The sequence below is a fragment of the Ruegeria sp. AG1 genome, assembly GCF_056541705.1.
Genome location: NZ_JBQFYU010000012.1, coordinates 134,664 through 160,829 on the forward strand (window position 1 = coordinate 134,664; position 26,166 = coordinate 160,829).

General features: G+C 59.7%; 21 protein-coding genes, 1 tRNA gene and 1 pseudogene. 14 read left to right on the forward strand and 9 right to left on the reverse strand.

The window, feature by feature from the left end:
• Nucleotides 1–92: 92 nt before the first annotated feature.
• From ACR0B5_RS18260 to ACR0B5_RS18270, 3 genes and pseudogenes are all read right to left on the reverse strand, one after another.
• Nucleotides 93–1,031: pseudogene (locus ACR0B5_RS18260) on the reverse strand (NAD(P)-dependent oxidoreductase); the annotation flags it as partial.
• A 24-nt stretch (nucleotides 1,032–1,055) separates the two neighbouring features.
• A complete protein-coding gene (gene cueR / locus ACR0B5_RS18265) occupies nucleotides 1,056–1,445 on the reverse strand; it encodes a Cu(I)-responsive transcriptional regulator (RefSeq protein WP_170468556.1) in 390 nt (129 codons plus the stop codon).
• The gene (locus ACR0B5_RS18270; RefSeq protein WP_480542358.1) at nucleotides 1,442–3,913 is read right to left on the reverse strand and encodes a heavy metal translocating P-type ATPase; all 2,472 of its coding nucleotides are present in this window, start codon (nucleotides 3,911–3,913) and stop codon (nucleotides 1,442–1,444) included. Before ACR0B5_RS18270 ends, cueR begins: the two co-directional genes overlap by 4 nt.
• Nucleotides 3,914–4,122: 209 nt before the next feature.
• Here ACR0B5_RS18270 and ACR0B5_RS18275 point away from each other — a divergent pair, with 209 nt between their 5' ends.
• The 3 genes from ACR0B5_RS18275 (at nucleotide 4,123) to ACR0B5_RS18285 (ending at nucleotide 6,276) form a co-directional block, all read left to right on the forward strand.
• Nucleotides 4,123–4,371: a hypothetical protein gene (locus ACR0B5_RS18275; RefSeq protein WP_480542360.1), complete on the forward strand. Its 249-nt coding sequence runs from the start codon at nucleotides 4,123–4,125 to the stop codon at nucleotides 4,369–4,371.
• An 82-nt stretch (nucleotides 4,372–4,453) separates the two neighbouring features.
• The gene (locus ACR0B5_RS18280; protein ID WP_480542362.1) at nucleotides 4,454–5,038 is read left to right on the forward strand and encodes a TetR/AcrR family transcriptional regulator; all 585 of its coding nucleotides are present in this window, start codon (nucleotides 4,454–4,456) and stop codon (nucleotides 5,036–5,038) included.
• A gap of 80 nt (nucleotides 5,039–5,118) precedes the next feature.
• Nucleotides 5,119–6,276 (forward strand): acyl-CoA dehydrogenase family protein, encoded by a 1,158-nt coding sequence (locus ACR0B5_RS18285; RefSeq protein ID WP_480542364.1) that lies wholly within the window; start codon nucleotides 5,119–5,121, stop codon nucleotides 6,274–6,276.
• 144 nt (nucleotides 6,277–6,420) lie between these two features.
• Here the strand turns inward: ACR0B5_RS18285 and ACR0B5_RS18290 are convergent, their stop codons facing one another.
• Nucleotides 6,421–7,317, reverse strand: coding sequence for a LysR substrate-binding domain-containing protein (locus ACR0B5_RS18290; protein WP_480542366.1), 897 nt, complete (start codon nucleotides 7,315–7,317; stop codon nucleotides 6,421–6,423).
• A 144-nt stretch (nucleotides 7,318–7,461) separates the two neighbouring features.
• Between ACR0B5_RS18290 and ACR0B5_RS18295 the strand changes: the two genes are divergently transcribed.
• Both ACR0B5_RS18295 and ACR0B5_RS18300 read left to right on the forward strand, forming a co-directional pair.
• On the forward strand, nucleotides 7,462–9,654 hold the full coding sequence (locus ACR0B5_RS18295) for a dehydrogenase E1 component subunit alpha/beta (RefSeq protein ID WP_480542368.1): 2,193 nt from the start codon (nucleotides 7,462–7,464) through the stop codon (nucleotides 9,652–9,654).
• Entirely contained in the window at nucleotides 9,651–10,685 is a 1,035-nt protein-coding gene (locus ACR0B5_RS18300; RefSeq protein ID WP_480528042.1) for an ACP S-malonyltransferase, read from the forward strand. The genes ACR0B5_RS18295 and ACR0B5_RS18300 overlap by 4 nt, the downstream gene beginning before the upstream one ends.
• 8 nt (nucleotides 10,686–10,693) lie before the next feature.
• On the opposite strand, the gene ACR0B5_RS18305 is transcribed toward ACR0B5_RS18300, so the two are convergent.
• A complete protein-coding gene (locus ACR0B5_RS18305) occupies nucleotides 10,694–11,602 on the reverse strand; it encodes a LysR family transcriptional regulator (RefSeq protein ID WP_480542370.1) in 909 nt (302 codons plus the stop codon).
• 74 nt (nucleotides 11,603–11,676) lie between these two features.
• On the opposite strand from ACR0B5_RS18305, the gene ACR0B5_RS18310 reads away from it, so the two are divergent.
• From ACR0B5_RS18310 to ACR0B5_RS18330, 5 genes are all read left to right on the forward strand, one after another.
• Nucleotides 11,677–14,889: a reductive dehalogenase gene (locus ACR0B5_RS18310; RefSeq protein ID WP_480542372.1), complete on the forward strand. Its 3,213-nt coding sequence runs from the start codon at nucleotides 11,677–11,679 to the stop codon at nucleotides 14,887–14,889.
• A 128-nt stretch (nucleotides 14,890–15,017) separates the two neighbouring features.
• Complete coding sequence (locus tag ACR0B5_RS18315; RefSeq protein WP_480542374.1) at nucleotides 15,018–15,884, forward strand: FAD binding domain-containing protein; 867 nt, start codon at nucleotides 15,018–15,020, stop codon at nucleotides 15,882–15,884.
• Nucleotides 15,881–16,360 carry a (2Fe-2S)-binding protein gene (locus ACR0B5_RS18320; protein WP_170484530.1) on the forward strand — a complete coding sequence of 160 codons (480 nt, stop codon included), beginning with the start codon at nucleotides 15,881–15,883 and terminating at the stop codon, nucleotides 16,358–16,360. Before ACR0B5_RS18315 ends, ACR0B5_RS18320 begins: the two co-directional genes overlap by 4 nt.
• Nucleotides 16,360–18,615 carry a xanthine dehydrogenase family protein molybdopterin-binding subunit gene (locus ACR0B5_RS18325; protein WP_480542376.1) on the forward strand — a complete coding sequence of 752 codons (2,256 nt, stop codon included), beginning with the start codon at nucleotides 16,360–16,362 and terminating at the stop codon, nucleotides 18,613–18,615. The genes ACR0B5_RS18320 and ACR0B5_RS18325 overlap by 1 nt, the downstream gene beginning before the upstream one ends.
• Complete coding sequence (locus ACR0B5_RS18330; protein WP_170468530.1) at nucleotides 18,608–18,853, forward strand: MoaD/ThiS family protein; 246 nt, start codon at nucleotides 18,608–18,610, stop codon at nucleotides 18,851–18,853. The genes ACR0B5_RS18325 and ACR0B5_RS18330 overlap by 8 nt, the downstream gene beginning before the upstream one ends.
• On the opposite strand, the gene ACR0B5_RS18335 is transcribed toward ACR0B5_RS18330, so the two are convergent.
• Nucleotides 18,850–19,557 (reverse strand): lysophospholipid acyltransferase family protein, encoded by a 708-nt coding sequence (locus ACR0B5_RS18335; protein WP_480542378.1) that lies wholly within the window; start codon nucleotides 19,555–19,557, stop codon nucleotides 18,850–18,852. The genes ACR0B5_RS18330 and ACR0B5_RS18335 overlap by 4 nt on opposite strands.
• A gap of 142 nt (nucleotides 19,558–19,699) precedes the next feature.
• Here ACR0B5_RS18335 and ACR0B5_RS18340 point away from each other — a divergent pair.
• From ACR0B5_RS18340 to lptF, 3 genes are all read left to right on the forward strand, one after another.
• Nucleotides 19,700–19,775: transfer RNA gene (locus ACR0B5_RS18340), tRNA-Trp, on the forward strand.
• Nucleotides 19,776–20,594: 819 nt separating this feature from the next.
• The gene (locus ACR0B5_RS18345; protein ID WP_480542380.1) at nucleotides 20,595–21,365 is read left to right on the forward strand and encodes an FkbM family methyltransferase; all 771 of its coding nucleotides are present in this window, start codon (nucleotides 20,595–20,597) and stop codon (nucleotides 21,363–21,365) included.
• A 99-nt stretch (nucleotides 21,366–21,464) separates the two neighbouring features.
• The gene (gene lptF, locus ACR0B5_RS18350; RefSeq protein ID WP_480542382.1) at nucleotides 21,465–22,589 is read left to right on the forward strand and encodes an LPS export ABC transporter permease LptF; all 1,125 of its coding nucleotides are present in this window, start codon (nucleotides 21,465–21,467) and stop codon (nucleotides 22,587–22,589) included.
• On the opposite strand, the gene ACR0B5_RS18355 is transcribed toward lptF, so the two are convergent.
• Nucleotides 22,586–23,419: a LysR family transcriptional regulator gene (locus tag ACR0B5_RS18355; protein WP_480542384.1), complete on the reverse strand. Its 834-nt coding sequence runs from the start codon at nucleotides 23,417–23,419 to the stop codon at nucleotides 22,586–22,588. The genes lptF and ACR0B5_RS18355 overlap by 4 nt on opposite strands.
• Before the next feature lie 97 nt (nucleotides 23,420–23,516).
• Here ACR0B5_RS18355 and ACR0B5_RS18360 point away from each other — a divergent pair, with 97 nt between their 5' ends.
• Entirely contained in the window at nucleotides 23,517–24,107 is a 591-nt protein-coding gene (locus tag ACR0B5_RS18360; RefSeq protein WP_480542386.1) for an HD domain-containing protein, read from the forward strand.
• On the opposite strand, the gene speB is transcribed toward ACR0B5_RS18360, so the two are convergent.
• A complete protein-coding gene (speB, locus tag ACR0B5_RS18365; RefSeq protein WP_480542388.1) occupies nucleotides 24,104–24,946 on the reverse strand; it encodes an agmatinase in 843 nt (280 codons plus the stop codon). The two genes, ACR0B5_RS18360 and speB, sit on opposite strands and share 4 nt — an antisense overlap.
• Nucleotides 24,943–26,112 carry a carboxynorspermidine decarboxylase gene (gene nspC / locus ACR0B5_RS18370; RefSeq protein ID WP_480542390.1) on the reverse strand — a complete coding sequence of 390 codons (1,170 nt, stop codon included), beginning with the start codon at nucleotides 26,110–26,112 and terminating at the stop codon, nucleotides 24,943–24,945. The genes speB and nspC overlap by 4 nt, the downstream gene beginning before the upstream one ends.
• Nucleotides 26,113–26,166: the final 54 nt, after the last annotated feature.

Sequence of the window (26,166 nt, forward strand, 5' to 3'; positions counted from 1 at the left end):
TATCCGCCGCGCAACGCGGATCTCTCCATCTGGCTAAAAATATCCTCGGGGGTGAATTGGCCCACAGGGCCAAGGGGGGGCAGACAGCCCCTTTAATCCAACGCCCGCAACCGCTTGATCAGCGACGAGGTATCCCACCGCCCACCACCAAGTTTTTGCACATCCTTGTAAAATTGATCCACCAGCGCGGTGACGGGCAAGGACGCGCCCGTCTCATTGGCTGTGTCGAGACAGATACCCAGATCCTTGCGCATCCAGTCCACTGCAAAGCCGTGGTCGAAATGGTCGTCGAGCATAGTCTCGTACCGGTTCGCCATCTGCCAGCTGCCCGCCGCACCCTGGCTGATCACTTCAACCACCGCGCGCCCGTCCAGTCCGGCCTTTTCTGCGAAATGCAGCGCTTCGCTGAGGCCTTGAACCAGACCGGCAATCGCTATCTGGTTGCACATTTTGGTCATCTGACCTGCCCCGCTGTCACCAATCCGGCGACAGATTTTCGAATAGACCTGCATGATCGGCTCTGCCGCGTCGAAAACCGCCTGATCGCCGCCGCACATGATCGAAAGCACGCCATTCTCGGCCCCGGCTTGACCGCCGGAGATCGGCGCGTCAACAAAAGAGATCCCTTGCCCTTTGGCCGCCTCGTAAAGCTCGCGCGTCACCTTGGCCGAGACGGTCGTGTGATCCACAAAGGTCGCGCCTTCAGACATTCCGGCAAAGGCGCCATCCGTGCCGGTGCACACCATTCGCAGGTCGTCATCATTGCCAACACAGGACATGACGAATTCTGCCCCCTCCGCAGCTTCTTTGGGAGTTGTCGCCATTGCGCCGCCATGTTGGGCCACCCAGGCTTCGGCCTTGGAGGCGGTCCGATTGTAAACGGTAACCTGATGACCTGCAGCCTGAAGGTGCCCAGCCATGGGATAACCCATGACACCCAAACCAAGAAAAGCGACTTTTGCCATGGGATGATCCTCTCCGCTGACCGGCATTGCTTGATTGCCGGAGTGTTTGGCACTGACAAAGCAAAGCCTGCGCGAAAGGGCAACCCCGTGTTAGCCGTTCCCGCCCAGATCCTTCAGGATCGGGCAGTCCGGTCGGTCGTCTCCGGCGCAGGCCTCGATCAAATGGCTCAGCGTGTCGCGCATCGCTTTTAGATCGGCGATTTTTGCGTCGATCTGCGCCAAATGATCCCGCGCAACTTGCTTAACATCCGCGCTCGCCCGGCTTTCATCTTCATAGAGCGCCAGCAGTGTGCGGCAGTCTTCGATGGTAAACCCCAAGGCGCGGGCTCGGCCCAGAAAGGTCAGCTTGTGGATGTCCTGTTCGCGAAACCGGCGATAACCGTTGTCATCTCTCAGAGGTTTTATCAGTGCGATATCCTCATAGTAGCGGATCGTTTTCGCAGGTAGACCGGTCCGGGTTGAGACATCGCCGATATTCATGCGTGCGCCTCCTTCGTGGTTTTTTGCGCGCCGTCGGCGACGTTGGGGCGGACCCATCTCAGACGCAGCGCATTGGTGACGACAAAGACGCTGGACAGGGCCATCGCGCCCGCCGCAAGCACCGGAGACAGCAATGGCCCGCCAAAGGGGTACAACACTCCGGCGGCCACCGGGATCAGCAATGTGTTATAGCCAAACGCCCATCCGAGGTTCTGACGGATATTGCGCATCGTCCGATGGCTGATGTCGATTGCGTTCACGACGCCGCGCAAATCGCCGGACATCAGAACCACATCTGCGGCCTCGATCGCGACATCCGTTCCGGTGCCGATAGCGACGCCGACATCAGCTGCCGCCAGAGCAGGGGCGTCGTTTATCCCATCGCCCACAAAGGCGAGCGCGCCGAATTCACTGCGCAAGCCCTCTAGCCTTTTCTGTTTGTCACCCGGCAGCAAGTCGGCGGCCACGTGAGCAAGGCCCAGCCTATCGGCCATCGCTTGCGCCGTTTGCGCGTTATCTCCGGTTACCATGGCAAGCGTCAGGCCCATATCGTTTAGCTTGGCCAGCGCCTCGGCCGTGCCCGGCTTCACAGGGTCCGAGACAGCCAGACTGGCCGCCGCCACCCCATCAATGGAAAAGAACAAAGGGGTCGCCCCCTGCGCGGCCCGTGCATCGGCGTCTGGCTTCAGATCCGAGATATCCACGCCTTTCTGATGCATCAATTTGTATGAGCCAATCAGCAGGTCATGCCCCTCTGCGCGGCCCTGAAGGCCAAGGCCGGTTAGGGACAGAACCTGAGAAACCTCGGGCAGAACAGAGGGCCCGGCGCGGGTGATCGCAGTGGCGATAGGGTGTTCCGAGCGCGCCTCGATCGCGGCGGCCAGTCGTAAGACTTGACCCCGCTCAAAGCCGTTGGTGGTTGTCACGTGGTCAAGTTCGGGGCGCCCGAGGGTCAGCGTGCCGGTTTTGTCGAAGGCGATCACCTTGGTCAGCTGCAAGTGTTGCAGCGCATCGCCCTTCCGGAACAAAACACCCAGCTCCGCCGCGCGGCCCGTCCCCACCATGACCGAGGTCGGCGTGGCCAGACCCATGGCGCAGGGGCAGGCGATGATCAGGACCGATACCCCGGCCACTAAAGCCAGCGGCAGGGACGGAGAAGGCCCCAAGATCAACCAGGCAGTGATGGTCAAAGCCGCAACCAGCATCACAGCTGGAACAAAGCGGTAGGTCAGCTGGTCGACCAGGCTTTGGATGGGCAGCTTTGCCCCCTGGGCCAGTTCCACCATCGCGATGACGCGGGCCAGAACCGTATCCGCACCAACGCGAGTCGCCTGCACACGCAGCGCGCCGGTTCCGTTCACGGTGCCCCCCACCACGGGGTCGCCAGCGGATTTGCCAACCGGTACCGGCTCTCCCGTAATCATGCTTTCATCAACGTAAGAGGTTCCTTCGAAGACATCTCCATCCACCGGAACGCGTTCTCCGGGACGGATTTGCAGCACGTCACCCACCGCTATTTCGGCAATAGGGCGATCTTCTGCTGCTCCGTTTCGTTCGACGCGCGCGGTTTTGGGCTGAAGCCCGATCAGCGCTCGGATTGCCGCGCCGGTTTTGCCTTTGGCGCGCGCCTCCATCATGCGGCCCAGAAGGATCAGAACAATTATCACGGCCGCGGCCTCAAAATACACATTCGCTGTGCCCTGCGGCAGCAAGCCGGGCGCGAAGGTCGAGATGATGGAGAACAGATAGGCCGCCCCCGTCCCCAAAGCGACCAGAGCGTTCATGTCCGGCATCCCACGCAGCAGGGACGGAATGCCTTTGGCGTAGAACACGCGTCCGGGGCCAATCAACAGGGCCGTGGTCAGGGCAAACTGGATCAGATAGCTGTTCTGCTGTCCGAGGGTTGCGTGAACCCAATGGTGGAATGCGGGGACCATATGCCCGCCCATCTCCAGAACAAATACGGGTAGGGCCAAAATGGCGGCCAGCACTGTCGCGCGTTTCAGGTCCCGCGCCTCATCCGGCGTGTCATCGGACCGCGTTTCCGATCCCGGAGAGGTCTTGAGCTGCGCGGGAAATCCAAGCTGAGTTGTGATCTGTGCCAGCGCCTGCGGCGTGGTCGCGCCCTCGATGTAGGTGACTGACGCGCTTTGGTTGGCAAGGTTCACGCTGGCCTCAAGAACGCCAGGACTGTCTTTCAGGGTGCGTTCGATCTTGGCCACGCAGGACGCGCAATTCATCCCTGTGATCTGCAAAGCGGTCTGATGCGTTGTCGTCGGATAGCCAGCGGCCTGCAGTGCATCGCTGAGGGCTGAGACCGGGCCGTCAAACGTGACCTGAGCCGTCTTGGTCGCAAAATTGACCGAGGCGTCCTGCACGCCGGGCACAGCCTGCAAGGCAGCCTCGGTGCGTCCAACGCATGAGGCACAGCTCATGCTTGTGATTTTCAATTGAGTGCTTTGGGTCATGCGACTCATCCCGACAGATATCTTACCGTCCACATGGGGGTTCCAGTGACGGGAAGGTCAAGAGGTAGTGCCCGATTTTTTAGCGGCCCCCGCGCTGAAATAGGCTTTCAAGCAAGGATTGGGCATTGGGGCTCTCGGGGGCCGACCGCACCGCACTAGGTGAGGCAAAAAAGCCCAACAGTACGACAAGCAACAAAAAGGCAGATCCGATGATCAACGCCGAGGCGATCTGCAAAGCTGAGCGTATCATACTAACGCCTTTTCACGAGGCCACCGCCGCAGTCAGCAAAGCGAGCACCAAATTCATTGGGACATATCGCGCGGCGACAAAGCTGGAGTGGCGTTTCATCGTCATATCCTTTGGTGTACTGATCGGTAACCCTTTAAAAAATGTTCTCACTGGCTATGATTTGCAAGAGCTCACGTTGCAAAAAAGTGAAGTCGTTGTGATGCTTTGAGTTCACGACGAGCAGTGACGTGAAGAAACCGCAATGGAAGTGGGATGAAAATGTACAGGCCGGTACACTCAGGTGCTTTCTGATGCGTCCAAACAAACGTGATGAACTTGTGCGCAAGGCGATGGAGGTCTTCTACCGCGACGGGTTCCACGCGACCGGCATGGACAAGCTGGTGGTGGAAACCGGAGTGTCCAAGACTTCGATGTACAAACACTTCCGCACCAAGGAGGATCTCATTCTGGCCGTTCTGCGCCTGCGGGATGAGAGTTTCCGCAATCGGATCCTGCGACGTGTTGAGCGGCTGGCAGACACGCCAGTCGGGCAATTGATTGCTACTTTTGATGCGTTGAAAGAGTGGTTCGAAGAGGACGATTTCCGCGGATGTATGTTCCTGAAAGCCGCTGCCGAGTATCAGGATGCCAGCCATCCGATCCATGTGCAGGCAGCAGAACATAAACGGGTTATGTTGGAGCACCTGACCTCATTGGCGCGCCAATCCGGCGCACATGCGCCAGAGCTTCTGGCCCGTCAGATCGTCTTGCTGCAAGAGGGCGCGATCGTCTCGGCCGTTTTGTTGAAAAACGGCAATCCGGCTGAAGACGCAAAGGCCGCAGCGCAAATGCTTCTGGATGCTGCGCTGAGCCGAAAGAACGCTGCGTTGCATTGACGGAACGCGGCGTTACGTGGATTGGCCTATCTACGGTGCCGCGATAGCCTTTCAGGTAACACCTGATCGGAGAATACCACATGTCGCTTTTTACCTCGACCGCAGCCTGGGTCACTGACGAACACCGGATGTTTGCCGAAATGGCAGGGCGGTTTCTGGATGATGAACTGGTCCCCAACGCGGAAACCTGGGCCGCGAATGGCATCGTAGACCGTGCATTCTGGCACAAAGCCGGGGAAACCGGTCTGATGGCGGGTGCGATCCCGGAAGAATATGGCGGCGTCGGCGGGGACATGGGTTTTGACTCGGTCACTCTGTACGAACAGACGGCGCGTGGGGACGCCGGATGGGGATATGGGATCCAGTCAATCGTGACGCACTACATCACGGCCTATGGCAGCGAAGACCAAAAACAGCGTTGGTTGCCCAAGCTGGCCTCGGGCGAGATGGTAGGGGCTTTGGCCATGACCGAGCCGGGCACAGGCTCGGATGTGCAGGCGGTGCGGACCTCGGCTGAAAAGGACGGCAATTCCTACCGCCTGAACGGGTCTAAGATCTTCATTACCAACGGTCAGAGCGCGGATCTGATCATCGTTGCCGCCAAGACGGACAAGACCTTGGGTGCCAAGGGGGTATCTCTGATTGTGGTTGAGACGGACGGGGCCGAGGGTTTCCGGCGCGGGCGCAACCTCAAGAAGCTGGGTATGAAGGGCAATGACACCGCCGAGTTGTTTTTTGAAGATGTCAAAGTGCCGATGACCAATCTGCTCGGCCCGGATGAGGGGCAGGGGTTCTACCAGTTGATGAAACAGCTTCCGTGGGAGCGTTTGACCATCGGCATCATGGCACTGGGCGCGATTGACTTCGCCATCGCCGAAACGGTGAAATACGTGCAGGAGCGCAAGGCCTTTGATCAGCGCGTTATGGACTTCCAGAACACGCGGTTCAAACTGGCCGAGTGCAAAACCAAGGCGGAAGTGCTGCGCAGTTTCGTGAATGACTGCATTGGAAAACTGGAGGCGGGTGAATTGGATGCCGCCACCGCGTCTATGGTCAAATACTGGGGCTCTGAGGTCCAGAACGAGATCATGCATGAATGCCTGCAGCTTTTTGGCGGCTATGGCTTCATGATGGAATACCCGATCGCCCGCCTTTACACCGATGCCCGTGTGCAGATGATCTATGGCGGCACTAATGAAGTCATGAAGGAACTCATCGCGCGCTCGATAGACGTCTAAGGCCCTCCCACCCGTCGTCGAAGTTCCTGTCGGAGCATCTCCTCCCGTTTGGCATGGCAGGCGCGGCCGCAGCCCGCGCCTGCCCTCCGCAGGACGCAAGACCTTAGGCCGTGCAGTTTTTCGGTTGGCGGGTTGTTCGGATCTCTATGTGATTTCCGCGGCCAGCTGCCGTTCGAGCCATGCTCGAAATGACTTCAACGGTTCAGACTCAATCCTGTTCTTAGGCCATACAAGATAGTACGCGCCCAAGCTGACTGCTGGCCCGTCCCAGGCCAAGGCAAGGCGGCCGGTTTTGAGGTGCTCTTCGACGAGATAGCTGGGAAACAGGCCAACGCCCAACCCATGGATCGTGGCCTGTATCATCGTTGAAAACTGATCGAACAGCATCCCACGCGACCCGCTGACGGGATGGCCTTGGGCGGCAAACCAGCGCTCCCACCCGTCGGGGCGCGTTTCCATGTGCAAGAGGGGTGCCTGTTCCAGCCAGTCGATTTGATCACTCTGGTCGGGCAGAAGGTCAGGCGCGCAGACGGGTACGACATACTCTGTCATGATCTTTAGGTAGTTCACGCCGCTCCAATTCTGGCGACCAAAGTGAAAACCTGCATCAAAGGCTTCGGTCTCGAAGTCGAAGGGTCGCAATCTTGTGTTCAGGTTGACTGTGACTTCAGGGTGATTGCGGGCGAAGTCCTGAAGGCGCGGGGCCAGCCAGTGCATCCCGAAAGCCGGCAGGATGGACAGGTTGAGGGAGCCTCCGGTTGGGTTGGCTTTCAGTTTCAACGACGCCTGCGCCAATTGGTGCAAGGCCGTGCGGGCCGTTTGGACATACTCTCGCGCGGCCGGGGTCAGGTTCAGCCGCATCTGAGTGCGTTGGATCAGTTCGATGCCCAACTGCTCCTCCATCGTTTTCAGCTGGCGGCTGATGGCGCTTTGCGTCAGTGACAGCTCCTCGGCCGCCGCCGAGGCGCTGCCCAACCTGTCCACAGCCTCAAGCGCGAGCAGGGATGAAATCGACGGAAGAAAGCGTCGGGGCGCGATCATATTACATTTCCTCATACCTTTGGGTTTGATTATCACTGGCTTTTTCCCGACACCAGCCGGATATACTGGCCTGTGACGCGCGCGCCCGCGCCGTTCGAAAACAAGACCCGCGGACAGCCCCGCACTATTTGAGAAGGCCGAGCTATGGATCGCGCGCAGATCGTCCATGAGAATTTCCTGTCCCGCGTGGCAAACCGCGATTTCCCTGAAGGTGCGCCCCCGGTCGGCGGGCTGAGCCACACAGATGCGGTATCGCTATATCGCTCGCAGGTCCTTAGTCGGGCGCTGGATCGCACCAGCCGGGCGATGCAGAAGGCAGGGCAAGGGTTCTATACCATCGGCTCATCGGGTCATGAGGGCATGGCTGCCGTGGCCCACGCCCTGCGCCCGACGGATATCGCCTTTTTGCACTACCGCGATGCGGCGTTTCAGATCGCCCGGGCCGAGCAAGTTCCGGGCCAACAGATCGCCTGGGATATGCTGCTGAGCTTTGCGTGTTCGAAAGAGGATCCGACTTCGGGCGGGCGTCATAAGGTGCTTGGCTCCAAGGCCCTGATGATCCCGCCTCAGACCTCGACCATCGCCAGCCACCTGCCCAAAGCGGTTGGCGCGGCCTATGCGTTGGGGGCCGCCCGGCGGCATGACCCCGAGCATCGGGTGCTGCCCGAAGATGGCATCGCCATGTGTTCTTTCGGAGACGCCTCGGCCAACCATTCGACCGCGCAAGGGGCGATCAACACGGCGGGTTGGACAAGTGTCCAATCCACGCCACTGCCCTTGCTGTTCGTATGCGAGGACAATGGCATCGGAATTTCGGTGAAAACACCCAAAGGCTGGATCGAAGCGTCGATGGCGCATCGTCCAGGCATCAAGTATTTTCAGGCCAATGGGCTGGGCATCTATGAGACCTACGCCGTGGCTCAGGAAGCCGCGCATTATGTCCGCACGCGCCGCAAGCCCGCCTTCCTGCACCTGCGGACCGTACGCCTTTATGGCCATGCGGGGGCGGATGTGCCGACCACATATCTCAGCAAGGCCGAGGTTGAGGCGGATGAGGCAAACGACCCGCTTCTCCATTCCGTTCGCCTGTTGGATCAGGCGGGGGCGTTGGCTCCGGAAGAGGCGTTGAAAATCTATCAGGACAGCTGCGCCCGAACGGACCGTGTGGCTGCCGAGGCTGCCACGCGCCCGCATTTGTCGACCGCGCAGGATGTCATGATCAGCCTCATCCCGCCCCAACGTGCCTGCAAGCCGACGAACGGCCCCAGCGTGGATGTGCGGGCAAACGCGTTCGGGGGCGACATGCGCGCGATGGCTGACCCGCAGCCCATGAGCCGCCTAATCAACTGGGCGCTGACCGATCTGATGCTGGAGCATGGCGAGATCGTCTGTATGGGTGAAGATGTCGGCCGCAAGGGCGGGGTCTACGGCGTGACGCAGAAGCTGCAGCAGCGGTTCGGTCAGGACCGTGTGATCGACACTCTGCTGGACGAACAATCAATCCTCGGCCTCGCCATCGGCATGGGCCACAACGGGTTTGTGCCGATCCCCGAAATCCAGTTCCTCGCCTATCTGCACAATGCCGAGGATCAGATCCGCGGTGAGGCTGCCACTTTACCCTTCTTCTCGAATGGGCAATTCACTAACCCGATGGTGCTGCGGATTGCTGGGCTTGGGTATCAAAAAGGCTTTGGAGGGCATTTCCACAACGACAACTCTCTGGCCGTTTTGCGCGACATTCCGGGCGTGATCATTGCCTGCCCCTCGACCGGTGAAGACGCGGCGCAGATGCTGCGTGAATGCGTGCGGCTGGCGCGGGAAGAGCAGCGGGTTGTTGTGTTCCTCGAGCCGATTGCGCTCTATCCCATGCGGGATCTGAATGCGGCGCAGGACGGGGGCTGGATGACGACCTACCCCTCGCCCGACCGGCGGATTGCGCTGGGCGAGGTTGGGGTGCATGGCGATGGCACCGATCTGGCCATCGTGACCTACGGCAATGGCCACTACCTGTCGCGTCAGGCGCTGCCTGAGCTGGCGGCGGCCGGGGTGAACGCGCGTATCGTTGACCTGCGCTGGCTGGCGCCACTACCGGTTGAGGCGCTTCTAGAGGCGACCAAAGACTGCAAGCATGTTCTGATCGTGGATGAATGCCGTCGCACAGGTAGCCAATCCGAGGGGCTGATGACCCTCTTCCGCGAAGAAAGCGCCCAGACGCGGGTCGCCCGCGTTGTGGCTGAGGATTGTTTTATTGCGACCGGCCCGGCCTATGCCGCGCCCCTGCCGTCCAAGGACAGTATCGTCGCCGCGGCCCTCAACCTGACCGGAGTGCAGAAATGACCCGAACAGCTGTCGTGATCTGCCCCGGTCGGGGCACCTATAACAAGCCTGAACTTGGCTATCTGCACCGCCGCCATGCGGACAAGATGCCGATGTTCCAGCGCTTTGACGCCCTGCGCGCCGAGGCCGGGCAAGAGGGGGTAACCGCGCTGGACGGGGCCGCGCGCTTTGCGGTCAGCACCTATTCGCGCGGCGATGTGGCCTCACCCCTGATCTATGCCGCCGCGCTGGCGGATGCGCAGTCGCTAGCGGATGATATCGAGGTGGTGGCCGTGACGGGCAACTCGATGGGTTGGTATATCGCTCTGGCCGCCGCTGGCGCGCTGAGCGCTGAGAACGGGTTCCGCGTGGTGAACACCATGGGCACTCTGATGCAGGCCCATCTGATCGGGGGGCAGTTGGTCTATCCCTTCACCGACGACAACTGGGTCGACAGCGCGCACCAGAAACAGGCGTTGTTGCAGGACGTCTCTGACATCAACGCGGTCGAGGGGCAGGATCTGGCGCTGTCGATTGATCTGGGCGGTATGCTGGTGCTGGCCGGGAATGAGGCTGGTCTGGCCGCATTTGAGGCATCTCATCCCACCGTTCAGGACCGCTTTCCCATGCGGTTGCCGAACCATGCGGCGTTCCATACCTCTCTGCAGGCTCCGATTGCCGCCGAAGGTCGGGCGCGGCTGAAACCCGATATGTTCGGCCAACCCCGACACCCGATGATCGACGGACGTGGCAAGATCTGGTGGCCGGGCGCCACCGATACCGAGGCGCTGTGGGACTACACGCTGGGCCATCAGGTGACCGAGCCCTACGATTTCACCCACGCCATTCAAACCGCCGCACGAGAGTTCGCACCGGACCTGTTCATTGTGACGGGGCCGGGGGCGACACTGGGTGGAGCGGTAGCGCAGTCTCTGACCATGGCGGGGTGGAGCGGCATGACCGGCAAGACCTCATTCGCGGCGCGGCAAGAGGACTCACCTATTCTGGTGGCTATGGGGCGTGAGGATCAAAGGGCGTTGGCGACAGGCTAGGCCCTGCTTCAGGTCTTGGCCTGAATAACGTTGGCGATGGTTTCGATCCGATTGCGCAGCCAGCGATGGGCCGGGTCATTGGCCGAGCGCTGGTGCCAGACCATGTAGATAGAAACCGGCTCGCAGTCGAACGGCAAGGTCGCGCAATCCAGCGCTGCCAGTGGTCCGTTTTTCATCATCGCCGTGTCGGTGGAAATCAGCGGGCTGCCCGCTATGAAAGACGGGATGGCGTTGAAATGCGGCAGCACGACGGTTGGCGGACGGATCTGGCTTTGATCCACGCCGCGCATCACAGCGCGCGCATTCCGGCCGTCAGGAAAGCGAACCTCGACATGTTCGCTCTGGCAGTAGGCCTCCCACGTCTCGGGCGCGGTGCGTTGGCTGCTGTCGTAAAACACCATCAAAGGGCTTGAGATCAGCCGTTTCTGAAAGATGTCTGGCCCGTCCGGCGGCAGCGGCGTCAGCATCAGCTGGCACCGGTCGCTGCGCAGCAGGTCCGGCCCCGGTACGCCGGATGAGATGAATTCCAACTGCAGCTTAATACCCTCGGCACGGGTCGCGCGTAGAAGGTCGGGAAAGAGCAGCTCTCGCGGCATGTCGTTGGTGGCGATGCGGATTTCCATCTGCTCTGACAGGGGATCAAAGGGGCGTTCATCCGTCAGCGCGCGCATACCATCCAGCACGTTGCGGACCGGCTCTTGCAAGGCCAGCGCGCGTTCGGTCGGTGTTAGGCCCTGGCCGGATCGTACGAATAGCGGATCGCCCAGCACCTGCCGTAGCTTGGCCAATGTGTGGCTGATGGCGGATTGTGTGACCCCCAGCCGATCCGCCGCTTTCGAGACCGAGCTTTCCTCGAGTATCGTCAGAAAGATGCGCAGGACCTTGCCGTCCAGATCAGTGAAATCGATTTTGCTCATACAATCTATGATTAAGCATGAATGGTTTTGCTGTCGAGAGGGCGCTAGGTCAGTCGCAAACAAGGGGCACGCATATGGGACTTCGCTTTTTCTCGGACAAGAACCGACCCGTTCACATGGGGTCGTACCCGCTGGAGCGTCTGGCGCGTCAGCAGGCGATGCCCGACCTGTCCCAGCTGGCCCCGATGCCCGAGCTTAGTTTTCACCGGCCTGACTGGCCCGAGAGTATCGTGAACGCAATGGGCGAGTTTCAGGCTATGCTGGACACGATCCGGGATGGGCTGGTGAACCCTGTCGCCTCGGACATCCCGCAGGACCCGCAGGCGCGTGCAGATCACCTCAAGGCGTTTGGGTATTTCAACGATGCCTCGATGATGGGCTGCGGGCCGCTGGCGCCCGAGGCGCTGTTGGATCAGCCGCGCCGCAACCCCGATATCGACCGTCTGGCGCATGCTTTGAAAACCCGCCAGACCAAAACGCTGGCCTCGGGGATCGACGTTATCATGGCCGATCTCAAGGAAAGCATGGAGGCCGCGCCGCGTCCGATGGCCTCGCATCGTCATGTTCTGGTGTTCCTGTATGAACATAACCGCGACCCTAACCCGGACGAGCCGGGGTCCGAGTGGATCATGGATGCGCAGGACCACCGGGCTTGCCTGCTGGCGACTGAGAATGCCGTTGTGATCGCCAATTACATCCGGTTGTTGGGGTTCGATGCGAGGGCACACACGGCGATGTCGTCCGAGGTCGATCTGGGCAAGCTTGCGGTCGCGGCGGGTTTGGCCTCTGTAGAAGACGGCACGCTTGTTGCTCCATGGCTGGGGCGTCGCTTTGGACTGGCCGCCATTACGACCGAGATGGAGATTGCCCACGATCAGCCTCTGCAACCGATGGCGCAGCAACCATGGTTCCGGACCCAAGGCCCTGCGTGGTGGCTTGGCACTGGGTTCGCCAAGAACGCTCTGAACCGCGACGCCTATGCCAAACGCCGCTACGTGGATGGGGCGCATCCGTTTGAGCGGCTCAAGCGGGTCGAGACGCCCACCACTTATATTGATGAGGCCAATGTCGCGCGCGTTCCCAAGCGCGCTGACATGTTCGCGCGGGCGCAGTTCGGCGATATGGGCAAACACCTGCAGGACGCGGCCAAGGGCGGATATTACGTGCGCAAATCAGCCCCCAGTTTCGCGCAACGCCGGGCGCTGGGCGCGTTTGTTCTGTTGCAGGATGGCGAAAGCGCAAAGGTCTCGCCCCCGACCGATGCCGAGCGCAATGCCGCCAATATCAAGGCCGCCAGTTACTTCCTTGGGGTCGATGCGGTCGGCCTCAGCCGTTGCCCGGACTGGGCGTGGTATTCTCACGATGCGACGGGGGAAGAGATCACGCCGCCCCATGATCAGGCCATCAGTATGATCATCGACCAGGGCTATGAGACGATGGAGGGCGCAAGCGGTGATGACTGGATCAGCGTTGCACAATCCATGCGCGCCTATCTGCGGTTTTCACTGCTGGGTGGCGTGATCGCGCAGCATATCCGCAACCTCGGCTACAAAGCCAAGGCCCATACGGTGATGGATGGTGAGGTGCTGCAGCCACCGTTGTTGCTGCTATCGGGATTGGGCGAGGTCAGCCGGATCGGTGAGGTCATCCTGAACCCCTATCTCGGCCCGCGTCTGAAATCCGGGGCGGTGACGACTGATATGCCGATGAACCATGATAGGCCTATTGATTTCGGCCTGCAGAGTTTCTGCGAAAGCTGCAACAAATGTGCCCGGGAATGCCCCTCGGGGGCGATCACGGCCGGGCCAAAGCTGATGTTCAACGGCTATGAAATCTGGAAATCCGACAGCCAGAAATGCGCCACCTATCGCGTGACAACGCCCGGAGGGTCGATGTGCGGGCGCTGCATGAAGACCTGCCCGTGGAACCTTGAGGGGATTTTCAAAGAACGCCCATTTCGTTGGGCGGCGATGAATATTCCTCAGGCGGCCCCGGCATTGGCGAAACTGGATGACGCGGTGGGCAATGGTGGCCTGAATGACATTAAAAAATGGTGGTGGGATATTGAGCTGCAGTCGGATGGCGCCTATCGCCCCTCTGTGCATCCGCTGAACCGGCGCGATCTGCAACCTGATCTGGATCTGAAATACGAAGACCAGACGCTGGCCGTTTACCCCGCCTATCTGACGCCGCACCCGTGGCCCTATCCATTTGCCATGGATCGTGAGGCCGGGATTGCCGCCTATGAGGCGATGGTGAGCGCCGAGGAATACAAGGCGCGCAAGGCGGCGGGCGATATGTCGGTCGTCCATCGCTATGAGATCGCCGGCGATGCGCCGGTCATGCGGGTCGAATTGACCAAGGTCGACAAGATGACGGCCGATGTGACCAAGTACGAATTCTCGACATTGGACGGTTCTCCTTTACCCGAATGGACCGCTGGCGCGCATCTGGATGTGTTGGTCGCGCCCGAGTTTCTGCGCCAGTATTCTATGTCCGGTGACCCCTCGGATCGGGCAACCTATCAGATCGGTGTCTTGCGCGAGGATGAGGGGCGGGGAGGTTCGGCTCTGCTGCATCGCATCTTCAACAAAGGCCGCAAGGTTTTCATCTCGAAGCCGATCAACCATTTCGAACTGGATGAAACAGCGACAAAAACCTTCCTGATGGGTGGAGGGATCGGCATCACCCCAATGATCGCCTTTGCCCATCGCCTGCACGCGCTGGGCAAACCGTTCGAGCTGCACTACTCGGCCAGTACGCGCGCCGGGGCCGGGTATCTGGAAGATCTGGCCGCGATGCCATGGGCGGATCACGTGCATTACCATTTCTCGGATGAAGGTACGCGGGCCGATCTGGATGCGATCCTCTCAGGCTATCAGGACGGCTGGCACGTCTATACCTGCGGGCCAGATCGCTTCATGGAGGGCGTCATGCAAGCGGCCGAGCGGCAGGGCTTCCCTGACGAAGCGCGGCATTTGGAGTATTTCTCGGTCCCCGAGCAACCGGAGTACGAAAACTACCCCTTCACCTTGAAGCTGGCGAAATCAGGCTTCGAACTGACTGTGCCAGAAGACAAGGACGCCGCGCAGGTGCTGAGCGAGGCAGGTATTCACGTGGATGTGAAATGCGCAGATGGCATCTGCGGCGTCTGTAAATGCGGTGTTGTTTCGGGTGAAATCGAACATCGCGATTTTGTCCTGTCCAACAAACAACGCGAGAGCGCTATCATTCTGTGCCAAAGCCGCGCCTCGCAACCGGATGGCGTGATTGAGATCGACCTCTGACCCGAGGTCGAAAAACGACATGAAGTTGTGAAAAAATTGGTCGCTCCGGCCATGGACGCCGGGGGGCTGCTGCACTAACGTCCCCTCTGAACCCAGTGAATCCTGATTGACAGGTGCGAGGTATTTTCATGGATTATCACAGCCCCGCCAGCTTTGCCGAGGCGTCGGCTCTGGCTGCAAACGCGACGGGCACGACACGGTTTCTGGCAGGCGGCACCGATGTGTTGGTGCAGCTGCGCTCGGAATTGGTGACGCCCGATACACTGATCGACATCAAGAAAATCAACGGTGTGGATCAGATCACGCAAAACGCCGACCGCAGCTGGACACTTGGCGTCGCTGTCACCGGCGCTGAAATGAGCGAGCATTCTGAGCTGGGCCGCGACTGGCCGGGTGTGGTCGAGGCGATGGATCTGATCGGATCGACTCAGGTGCAGGGCCGCGCGACACTGACGGGCAACCTGTGCAACGGCTCTCCGGCGGCGGACTCGGTGCCCGCGATGGTTGCGGCGGCTGTAACGGTCACCGTGACCGGCCTGGATGGCGCGCGCGAGGTTGCTGTTGAGGACATCCCCACCGGACCGGGCAAGACCTCGCTGGCGAAGGGCGAAGTGATCTCGGCCGTCAATATCCCCGCACGGGGCGACAACGCGGGCGATGCCTATCTGCGCTTCATTCCGCGCACCGAAATGGACATAGCTGTGGTCGGCGTGGGTGTCAGCCTGCGTCTGGACGGCGACGTGATCACCGAGGCGCGCGTGTCTCTGGGCGCTGTCGCCCCGACCGTTTTGCTGGTTGAAGACTGCGCCAAAGCAATCATCGGCAGCACGCTGGATGACACCGCTTTAGACGCGTTGGCCGCGGCCGCTTCGGCCGCCTGTAACCCGATTGACGACAAACGCGGTACGATCGAATTCCGCACCGAGGTTGCTGGCGTTCTGGCCAAGCGCGCCGCGAAAATCGCCTATGCCCGCGCGAAGGGAGAAGACGCATGAGCAAGCTCCACGTATCCACCACCGTGAACGGGGACACGGTCGAATACCTCTGCGACCCGCGTGAAACGCTGTTGGACTGTCTGCGCGACAAGCTGAATCTGACCGGCGCGAAAGAGGGCTGCGGCACCGGCGATTGCGGCGCATGTTCCGTCACCGTCGATGGCCGCCTAGTCTGTTCCTGTCTGATGCTGGGTGTTGAGGCCGAGGGCAAGACTATCGAAACCGTTGAAGGCATCGCGGATGGCGACGTTCTGCACCCGCTGCAGAAGAAGTTCATCGAACACGCGGCGCTTCAGTGCGGCATCTGCACCCCGGGCATTCTGGTGGCGGCCAAGTCGCTGCTCGAGAAGAACCCAAGCCCGACCGAAGAGGAAACCCGGTACTGGCTGGCAGGCAATCTCTGCCGCTGCACCGGCTATGACAAGATCATTCGCGCCGTGATGGAAACGGCGGAAGAGCTGCGGGAGGCTTCGTAATGGCACTCGACGATCGCAAATCTGTATTCACTTTCGTTGGCACGCGCCCGGATCGCCCTGACGGGTTAGACAAGGTCACGGGCCGCGCCAAATTCGGGGCTGATGCCTATGCGCCCGGCATGTTGCACGGAGCGGTTCTGCGCTCTCCCCATGCCCACGCGCGGATCGTGAAGATCGACACCTCGAAAGCCGAGGCGCATAAGGACGTCAAAGCTGTCGTCACCCGCGCGGATTTTGCCGATGTCCCGTTCAAACCCGGTCTTGAGGGTGAGTTCTGGAACGTGCTGGAAAACGTCATGGCGGGCGAAAAGGCACTCTATGATGGCCACGCTGTCGCTGCAGTTGCAGCCACGTCGGCCCTAGCAGCACGGGATGCGCTCAAACTGATCGAGGTCGAATACGAAGTTCTGCCCCACGTGACCGACGTGGACAAAGCGATGGCTTCGGATGCGCCGGTCATTCGGGAAGGCGCAGCGGACTATTCGGTGCCCGAAGGTCTGCACCCGAACGTCGTTCGTTACCACGAAAGCGGTCACGGAGATGTCGAGGCCGGGTTTGCCGAAGCGGATCTGGTCATCGAAGACAGCTTTGTTACTGAGGCGACCCATCAGGGCTATATCGAACCGCACGCCTGTCTGGGCATGTTGGGCAATGACGGCAAGGGTGAGCTGTGGTGCACCACGCAAGGCCACTGGATCGCGCAAAAGACATGCGCCGCGCTGCTTGGCATTGAGACCTCGCAACTTCGCGTCACCGCGTCCGAGATTGGCGGCGGCTTCGGCGGAAAGACCACTGTTTTCATCGAACCCGTTGCGCTTGCGCTGAGCCGCAAAGCCAACCGTCCGGTCAAGGTCGTAATGACCCGGTCCGAGGTGTTCCGGGCGACAGGCCCGACCGCTTCGGCGTCTATGGACGTCAAGATCGGCATGAAGAAGGACGGGACGATCTCGGCCGCTCAGGGCGTATTCCGTCTGCAGGGCGGGGCCTTCCCCGGTGCGCCGGGCGATATGACTGCCATGTGCGCCTTCGCGCCGTACAACCTGACCAACGTCAAGCAGATCGGCTATGACGTAATGTCGAACCGCCCGAAACAGGCCGCTTACCGCGCGCCGGGCGCTCCTATGGGTGCCTTCGCGGTCGAGTCGGTGATTGATGAGCTGTGCAACAAGCTGGGCCTCGACCCCGTTGATGTCCGCCTTAAAAACGCCGCTCATGAAGGGACGAAGGCCAGCTATGGCCCGACCTACGAACGCATTGGTCTGGTCGAAACGCTGGATGCTGCCAAGGCGCACCCGCACTATTCGGCCCCGCTGAAGCCGGGGCAGGGGCGCGGGATTTCTTGTGGCTTCTGGTTTAACCACGGCGGTGAGACCTCAGTATCCCTGGCCCTGTCCGAAGATGGCTCGGCGCAACTGATGGTGGGAACGCCGGATATCGGCGGCTCTCGCGCGTCGATGGCGCTGATGGCGGCCGAGGTTCTGGGCATCCCATACGAGAACATCCGCGTTACCATCGCGGATACCGCGACGCTGGGCTACAACGACGTCTCACACGGCTCGCGCGTGACCTACGCGTCGGGTCTGGCGACCATCAAAGCGGCCAAACATGCGGTCGAAAAACTGTGCGAACGCGCGGCGTCCAAGTGGGGTATCCCGGTTGAGGCGGTGAAATGGGAAGACGGTTGCGCGGTGCCCTCAGGCCCCAATGCAGGCGATTTCGACCCGCTGGCCCTGTCCGACATCACGGCGGATATGGGGCGCACCGGCGGCCCGATCTCGGGCCATTTCGAGGCAACCCCGGAAGGCGCGGGCGTGTCCTTTGGCACCCATATCGTCGACGCCGAGGTCGACCCGGAAACCGGCAAGACCAGCGTGACACGCTACACGGTCATTCAGGACGCCGGAAAGGCGATCCACCCAACTTATGTGGAAGGCCAGTTCCAGGGCGGTGCCGCGCAAGGCATCGGCTGGGCGCTGAACGAGGAATATATCTACGGCGAGGACGGGCGGTTGCAGAACTCGATCTTCCTCGACTACCGGATCCCCGTTGCCAGTGACCTGCCAATGATCGACACGGTGATCGTCGAAGTGCCCAACCCCGGCCACCCGTTTGGGGTGCGCGGTGTGGGCGAGACCGGCATCGTGCCGCCGCTTGCCGCCATCGCCAATGCGGTTTCCAACGCGGCGGGTGTGCGGATGAAGCAATTGCCGATGTCGCCTCCGCGCATTTTGGCCGCGCTCAAGGGCAATGGTTGAGGTTCACCTCTGGTCTGGTCTCAGGTCTTTGACCGGGGGCTTGGCCGTTGTCGAGGTTGAAGCCAAAACAACCGGAGAGTTGCTGCGCGCCCTAGTGCGCGCGCATCCGCAATTGCAGGCCCCTATTGATGCGGGCGTCTCAATCGCGATTGACGGGCGTGTGATTGCAACGGGCCTGACGGAGCCCATCCCGGAAGGCAGCGAAGTCTATCTGATGCAGAGGCTGCGCGGCGGTTAAGGTTTAGGCGACCACGGTTCGCGCCCGACCATCCGGTCAGCCTCGGCCGTGATGTCGTTCATGTGCTGCTCTAGGCTTTGGCGCAGGGTTTCGATCTGCTCTTCACTGGCTTTTCGGGGTACGGTTTCGGTCCATTCGCGGCATAAAAATACACCTTCGTTGCGCCAGGGGCGGGGCATGAGCAAGCGGTCCCATGTACCGGCCTCTCTGCCGTGACGGGCCGAGAAGGTGATTCCGAACACCCGTTTGCCGGATGTGCGCGCCCAGACCAGAGGCACGGTCGACAGCACCCGTTCTGGTCCGCGGGGTCCGTCGGCGGCAATACCAATAGAAATCCCCTGCTTCATTTTGCCTAGAACTTCACGCGACACGGCGACGTTGCTTTTGTGTTTGCTGGCCATGGCGATCGTGTCCATGCTGAAAAGCTTTTGCACGCGGCCCACCATGCTGCCCGCCCGGGCCGAGGACGTGATCGAGCAGATCTGCGCCTTGTCTAGCGGGAAGAAATAGGGTGACTGCGCCAGCCGCTGATGCCACAAAACAACGATGACCGGTTCGCCCTTTTCGGCAAGCTGGTCCAGTTCTTCATAGCCGATGCGCTGCCATTTGGTGTTGCGGTTGACCATCCGAATATAGCTCGCAATACGGCGCGCCGCCCAGTTTAACACGGCTTCGCTGTCGGCGATCTTTTTGCGGATACTCACGGATGGGTCCCTCATACTGACCAAAACGTGTCTTATAGAACTCAACGCCGCGTGCAACTTGTTTGTCTTGTCGAGAAGTGGTCGAGAAACTGAAAAAGCCTCTTGAGTCCGCCGCGCGGCTGGCATATCTGAGGCTCAGCCTAGGGGTATAGCTCAGTTGGTAGAGCGACGGTCTCCAAAACCGTAGGTCGCGGGTTCGAACCCTGCTGCCCCTGCCATTTAAAACTTCCTAAAACTTGAACCTTCGCTTTCGCGGCTGCGTCGAATGCCAGACTTGCCGCGCGAAATTCTATTTGATGTTCCTCAGGGGCCGTTAAAGCGGCGGCCAAATGGTGCAGTGGGTCGAGATTTGACGTAGCGTCCCGAAATTTCTTCCGCTTCGGTGTGGTTGACGTAAACGTAAGCTGTTGCTCGATTTTTTATTTTGCATGCACAAAAGTGACGAAAACCGGGGTTTTCTTCCCCCTTACGTCTCAAAATGAAAACCCTAAATGCACCTCGTCGCTGCGGGGTGCCACTCACGGACTGTGATCCTTGAGCTTCGGCCAACCACTGAGGTTCTGATCGGCCCCGCAGTGACAAGACTTGCACAGTTCATAGGGAGGGAAGGAATTTGATACAGAGTTTTTGGTCGATCTTTCGCGACCCTCGCGCGCACGCGGCACGACTGACGCGGCCTCGGCCAGAAGAGACCTGTGCTGTGGATGAAGAAGCAAGCGAACCCACGGCGAAAGAGGCCGAATTCCGTAGCCTGTTTGAAACGACATTGTTGGAAATGAAACAGCCGCAAACATGCGATGAGGGCACTGACACTTGCCGAATGTAGGTCCGCGTCGAACAAGCCTAACCCGATAGGGCGCAAATGCACCATGTTTCGTATCAAATCGATCTCTGTGTTGCTGAGCGGAGAACGTGGCGATATGCACTGAAGACAATATTTGATTTGTATTCAAAGGTGTTGAATGGGATTGAGAAGCCTGATTGCCGATAAGATTGCCTCACGTGTTCTTGGCAACGGCAAAACCCGGCGCGCGGTCATGAATCAGCTGCTTGCTCAGGATACTCTGTTGTTTCGGGACTTGGGCGATCATGCCTTTGCCTTCTTTCCAACGGATGCAATCGGACGTTCACTTTTCCAGAACGGTGAATTTGCCCGCGGCTCAGTCACGGATTTGCGGACGTTTCTTGAACAGAACAATGCCTATAAGCCCGGCATGTCCGTTCTGGAGGTTGGGGCCAATATCGGCACCCAGACAGTCTACTTCTTCCTCGATCTTCAGTGCGACGCCGTCGTTGCGATCGAGCCAGACCCGGACAATATGAACCTGCTACGTCACAATCTTGCTTTGAACGGGCTGACAAACAAAGTGGAGATTTTGGGTGTCGCGGCTTCGGACACGAGTGGAACGGCGGAATTTACGCGAGATCTGTTCAACCGAGGTGGCTCACGTCTGGGGGCCAAACGCACAAGCGGCAAAACCCGAGAGAGTTTTTCAGTCGAGATTGTTCGGATTGACGATATGGTGCAGTCGGGCACCCTCAAGGCTGTTCAAATTGGGCTGGTCTGGATGGATGTTGAGGGCCATGAGCTATCCGCCCTGAAGGGGATGAAGCAACTCATCGCAGAGTACAGGCCACCGATATTTTTGGAATTCACCCCGGACGGACAGCACAGCACCCAGCAAGAGCTGTGTGACCTGCTATTTGACAACTACCAGAGCGTTTATCGTCATGCTGGGGGCTTTCATCCCGTGTCACGTGAAGCGTTCGCGCAGATCAAACATCAGGTCGATCTTCTGGTCATCTGAAACCCCACCCGATCTCAAAGCAGGGCGGTGACCGTCTTTCCTCTGCTTGCGGGATAGCCTAAAGTCCCCGCAAATCGCAGACACCGGGAATGAGGGTACATGTCGCGTTTCGATGGTTACTTCCTGCGGCAGTTGCTGGTGCTGTTCGGCTTTTTCACTCTGGTTCTGGTCGGTGTTTTCTGGATCACGCGGTCTGTCAGCCTGTTTGATCGGGTGATCAGTGGCGGCCAGTCGGCGATTGTGTTCCTCGAATTCACCGCTCTGACGCTGCCGACCCTGATCCGGACAGTGATGCCGATGGCTGTGTTCGCTGCGGCCGTTTACGCCACGAACCGCCTCAGCCGGGAAAGTGAGATGACGGTAATGCTGGCGACTGGCTCCAGCCCATGGCGCCTCGCGCGGGCTGTTGTGCTATTCGGTCTTGTCACAGGGATGATGATGGCGGCGATCAGCGTTTTCCTGCGCCCTGCCTCGGTCGAGCAGCTCGAGATCCGGCAGGCCGAAGTTGCAGGTGACGTGACCGCCCAATTGCTAAACGAAGGTGAGTTTCTGCACCCCGCCGACGGTGTCACGGTCTATATCGGTCGGATTGATCTGGACGGGACTTTGCACGAGGTCTTTGTTTCAGACCGGCGGGACCCGGCGAATTCTGTCAGCTATTCAAGCTCAACGGCGTATCTGGTGAACAACGCGGCGGGCATCAACCTTGTCATGCTGGATGGGGTCGCGCTGCGTCTGGACAAGGACGGGCGCTCTCTGTCATCGACCCTGTTTCAGGACGCCTCATATGATATATCGGTTCTGACCAGTACCGGCGGTATGAATACCCGCAGCCTTGAAGCGATCCCCACGATCGAATTGATCCGGGACCGCGAGGCTGTCGCCAGCGCCGAAGGGTTCAGCCTGGGTGAACTGACGGATGAGTTGCACCAGCGATTCTCATGGATCGCGATTTGCGTGGCAGTTGGGCTGGTCGGTTATGCCACCCTGATGCTGGGCAGTTTCTCGCGTTTCGGGTTGTGGCCGCAGATTCTGGGGGCGTTTACCATTCTAGTTCTGCTGGAAGGAGTCCGGGGGTTTGTCTCTCCGGTCGTGATAGGTGATCCAGGTCTTTGGATCGTTCTCTACGCACCGGCGGTCATTGGTATCCTGATCTCATGCCTGTTCTTGGCAGTTGCAGGGCGCCCAATCTGGCGCCGTTCCAGCGTCGAGCTCGCTGTCTAGGCAGGGTCTCGCAGAACCTGCAGGCAGTCTAGAATATCCTCGAACGCAGCGCTGTCGGGGCGGGTTACGAGATATAGCGGCAACATCAGGTCCGGACTCTGGTCAACCCGCACCAGCGCGCCAGAGCGAATATGCTCTGCAGCCAAATAGGCGGGAAAAAACCCGCGGCCCCCTCGTTTGAGGACATAGCGCAGGGCCATCATGCAATTGCCTAGAAAGACTGTCTGTCCCTCTGCCTGGCGGGCCGTGGTCCGCACATGGTCTTGATAGGCGGCACCAAGTTCGAGATTGACGAACACCGAATTGTCGACCGCTGCCTCAGCGGTTTCGACCAGAACCAATCGCTCTGGTGGCAGGGTTTCAAAAATGACCCGCCGGTCTGAGGGCTTTTCGTGGCTCAGCGCGGCGTCCAGCACATGTGTTGCGACCGCGTCCACCATATCCAGATCATGATCGTAGTTCAGCGTCAGCAGCAATTGGCCAAGGTGCTGTTCGAAACGTATGGCAAGATCGACCAGTAAGGGGTCCCAAACGCTGAGCTGCGCCCCCAGCCTCAATGCCGGGCGATTCTGGTTTTGCGTAGGCAAATCAGTCGAAGCATAAGACCAGAGTGAGAGCATCTGCTCGGCGTAAGGACGAAATTGGCGTCCAAAATCTGTGAGTGCTGTGCCTCCGGCCCCGCGGGTGAAAAGAGGCTTTCCGGTGGCGTCCTCGATCTGCCGTATGCGCGCGCTGACAGCCGTTTGGGTCACATTCAGCTTGCGCGCTGCTGCGTGAAACCCTCCGGTCTCAGCAACGCACAGAAAAGTTTCAAAAGCCTTGATTTGCATGGTGACAGTATTTTTTGATCGATATGATAAAATCAATTCATTTTTTTTAGCACGCAAGTCGAGATATCCTATTCTCAATCAAGTCAGAGGACATGCCATGCTGGACAAAAGCCACAAGCCGACCTGGACCAGTTTTGAAGAGGCCACAAAGGCCGATTGGGACGCCGTTATGGACTATGAAGAGGCCTATAATGCCGCTTTGCCAGACCGGATCCTGGATGCGATTCGTTCCTTGGATGAGGAATGGACGCCATATCCGGTGAACCGGTACAAACACTCTCTGCAGGCCGCGACGCGGGCCTATGAGGATGGAGCGGATGAAGAACTTGTGGTCGCCGCGCTGATCCATGACACAGGCGATATCTTGTCGCCTTACAACCATGGTGAGCTGTCAGCGGCGATGATGAAGCCCTATGTCAGCGAAAAAACCCATTGGATCCTCAAGCATCACTGCGTGTTTCAGGGCTATTACTACAACCACCATCTTGGCGGAGACCGCAACGCGCGCGACAAGTATCGCGACAGCCCCTATTGGGAGGACTGCCGCTATTTCTGTCACGAATACGATCAGAAGGCGTTCGACCCGAACTACCCGACCAAACCGCTGGAGTTTTTCGAGCCCATGTTGCGCCGCGTGTTGAACAAGGGCGAGGGGCATATGGAGTTGAACGAAACAGCTGAGGGTTAACAGGCCGCCATCAGCCGATAGACGATTTGGGCTGCAGTAAAGTCCCACGCCGCATTGCCGTCGGGGGCAAGTTCGACCACATCGAAGCCCACGCATTTGCGGCCTCTCAGGGCGTGTTCGACCAGGCGTAGCGCCTGATAGTATCCCAACCCGCCCGGCACCGGTGTTCCGGTGGCGGGCATTTGGGACGGGTCCAGACCGTCCACGTCAAAGCTGACATAGACCAGCTCCGGGAAGTCTTCGGGCAGGTCGACGGCGTGGATGTTGTCGGTGACCAGTTCCTCGGCGTCGACGTGGAAGACATGGTTTTTCAGACGGCTTTTGGCCTCTTCGGTTGAGAATGCACGCACGCCGAATTGCGCCAGACGGACGCCCTCTTCGACCAGCAGGTGCATGACCGAGGCGTGGGAGTGTTTCTCGCCCTGATACGCGTTGCGCAAATCGGCATGGGCGTCGATCTGCACGATCCCAACGGGCTGGTTCAGCGCGCGAGCCACACCCATCACTGCACCGTAACTGAGCGAGTGTTCTCCGCCCAGAGCTACGGGTACTTTGCCCGCGCGAATGGCGGCTTCTGTCCGTTGGGCGAGGCGTTCCATCACCTCGGGCAAGGGGCCGTCACAATCCAGAGGGGTTTCGGTAAAGATACCCTCGACACAGGGTTCTGCATGGCCGGTGATGCGCTCCAGCTCATTGCTGGCCTCGATAGTGGCCTCTGGGCCCTTGGCGGTGCCGGACCCATAAGAAACCGTGCGTTCCAGCGGTACCGGGATCACGCGAAAGCGCGCGTCTTCCGAACGCTCAGCGGCGGTCAGTTCACTGTCTAGGAAAATGCTCATGAGAGGCGGTCCTTAAAGTCGTCATAGCCGAACTGCTTGATGATCTTCAGCTCGTCCGTTTCGCTGTTCCACAGGGCGATTGCCGGAAGAGGCACACCGTTGAACGTGTTGGTCTTGACCATCGAGTAATGCGCCTGATCGAGGAAGGCAAAGCGCTGGCCGATCTCAAGCGGCTGGTCCCACGTATAGTCGCCGATCACGTCACCTGCCAAACAGGACGGCCCGCCGAGGCGATAGATATGGCCCGTTTCGGCCTCATCCATCAGAGCGGGGCGATAGGGGGCTTCGATCACGTCGGGCATATGGCAGGTGGCCGAGATATCGGTGATCGCAAGGTTCATGCCGTTGGTCGGCAGGTCAAGGATTTCTCCGACCAGAATGCCTGCGTCCAGCGCCACGGCCTCACCGGGTTCGAGGTAGATGTCGACATCGTATGTCGCGCGGATGGATTTGATGAATTCCACCAGCCCGTCCCGGTCGTAGTCATCGCGCGTGATATGGTGGCCGCCTCCGAAGTTCAGCCATTTGAGCTGACCGAGGAAAGGTTTGAGTTTCGGCTCAACAGCAGCCCATGTGCGTTGCAGCGGTTCGAAGCCCTGTTCGCAGAGCGTGTGCATGTGCAGGCCGTCTACTCCGATCAGAGTGTCTTCGGACAGTTGGCTTACGGGTGTCCCGAGGCGTGAACAGGGTGCGCAGGGATCGTATTTGGGAATCTCGCCCTCAGAGTGTTCCGGATTGATGCGCAGGCCGATCTGCACATTGGCCGCTTGGGCTTTGGCGAGGAACCGGTCTTTTTGAGCGGGCGAGTTGAAGATGATGTGGTCGGACAGCGACAGTATTTCGTCAATATCCGCATCCTTGTACCCGGCGCAAAAGGTTGCGACCTCGCCGCCATATTCTTCGCGACCCAACCGTGCCTCATAGATGCCGGAGGCACAGGTTCCGCTGAGGTGTTCGCGTACCAGTGGGGCCAGTGAAAACATCGAAAATGCCTTGAGCGCACTCAGGACGTGTGCGCCGGAGCGAGTGCCGATCTCGGAGAGGATGGTCAGGTTGCGTTCGACAGCTTTTTCGTCAACCACGAAGCAGGGTGTTGGGACGCGGCCGAGGTCGAAGTTGCGGAAGGCACCAGCGTCTCCGGCTTGGGTCGTCATCATGTCGGACATGTCAGGCGTCTCCGATTTTGGAGAGGCCGGGGGCCAGCCCCCCGGACCCCCCGG

What these genes read in the sequence shown, in the direction of transcription:
- ACR0B5_RS18285 (WP_480542364.1), top strand. Translation starts at nt 5,119, where the DNA reads ATGTCGCTTTTTACCTCGACCGCAGCCTGGGTCACTGACGAACACCGG.
- lptF (WP_480542382.1), top strand. Translation starts at nt 21,465, where the DNA reads ATGTCGCGTTTCGATGGTTACTTCCTGCGGCAGTTGCTGGTGCTGTTC.
- ACR0B5_RS18280 (WP_480542362.1), top strand. Translation starts at nt 4,454, where the DNA reads ATGCGTCCAAACAAACGTGATGAACTTGTGCGCAAGGCGATGGAGGTC.
- ACR0B5_RS18305 (WP_480542370.1), bottom strand. Translation starts at nt 11,602, where the DNA reads ATGAGCAAAATCGATTTCACTGATCTGGACGGCAAGGTCCTGCGCATC.
- ACR0B5_RS18275 (WP_480542360.1), top strand. Translation starts at nt 4,123, where the DNA reads ATGATCAACGCCGAGGCGATCTGCAAAGCTGAGCGTATCATACTAACG.
- ACR0B5_RS18345 (WP_480542380.1), top strand. Translation starts at nt 20,595, where the DNA reads ATGAATCAGCTGCTTGCTCAGGATACTCTGTTGTTTCGGGACTTGGGC.
- cueR (WP_170468556.1), bottom strand. Translation starts at nt 1,445, where the DNA reads ATGAATATCGGCGATGTCTCAACCCGGACCGGTCTACCTGCGAAAACG.
- speB (WP_480542388.1), bottom strand. Translation starts at nt 24,946, where the DNA reads ATGAGCATTTTCCTAGACAGTGAACTGACCGCCGCTGAGCGTTCGGAA.
- ACR0B5_RS18270 (WP_480542358.1), bottom strand. Translation starts at nt 3,913, where the DNA reads ATGACCCAAAGCACTCAATTGAAAATCACAAGCATGAGCTGTGCCTCA.
- ACR0B5_RS18325 (WP_480542376.1), top strand. Translation starts at nt 16,360, where the DNA reads ATGGCACTCGACGATCGCAAATCTGTATTCACTTTCGTTGGCACGCGC.
- ACR0B5_RS18300 (WP_480528042.1), top strand. Translation starts at nt 9,651, where the DNA reads ATGACCCGAACAGCTGTCGTGATCTGCCCCGGTCGGGGCACCTATAAC.
- ACR0B5_RS18290 (WP_480542366.1), bottom strand. Translation starts at nt 7,317, where the DNA reads ATGATCGCGCCCCGACGCTTTCTTCCGTCGATTTCATCCCTGCTCGCG.
- ACR0B5_RS18330 (WP_170468530.1), top strand. Translation starts at nt 18,608, where the DNA reads ATGGTTGAGGTTCACCTCTGGTCTGGTCTCAGGTCTTTGACCGGGGGC.
- ACR0B5_RS18310 (WP_480542372.1), top strand. Translation starts at nt 11,677, where the DNA reads ATGGGACTTCGCTTTTTCTCGGACAAGAACCGACCCGTTCACATGGGG.
- ACR0B5_RS18295 (WP_480542368.1), top strand. Translation starts at nt 7,462, where the DNA reads ATGGATCGCGCGCAGATCGTCCATGAGAATTTCCTGTCCCGCGTGGCA.
- nspC (WP_480542390.1), bottom strand. Translation starts at nt 26,112, where the DNA reads ATGTCCGACATGATGACGACCCAAGCCGGAGACGCTGGTGCCTTCCGC.
- ACR0B5_RS18315 (WP_480542374.1), top strand. Translation starts at nt 15,018, where the DNA reads ATGGATTATCACAGCCCCGCCAGCTTTGCCGAGGCGTCGGCTCTGGCT.
- ACR0B5_RS18355 (WP_480542384.1), bottom strand. Translation starts at nt 23,419, where the DNA reads ATGCAAATCAAGGCTTTTGAAACTTTTCTGTGCGTTGCTGAGACCGGA.
- ACR0B5_RS18360 (WP_480542386.1), top strand. Translation starts at nt 23,517, where the DNA reads ATGCTGGACAAAAGCCACAAGCCGACCTGGACCAGTTTTGAAGAGGCC.
- ACR0B5_RS18320 (WP_170484530.1), top strand. Translation starts at nt 15,881, where the DNA reads ATGAGCAAGCTCCACGTATCCACCACCGTGAACGGGGACACGGTCGAA.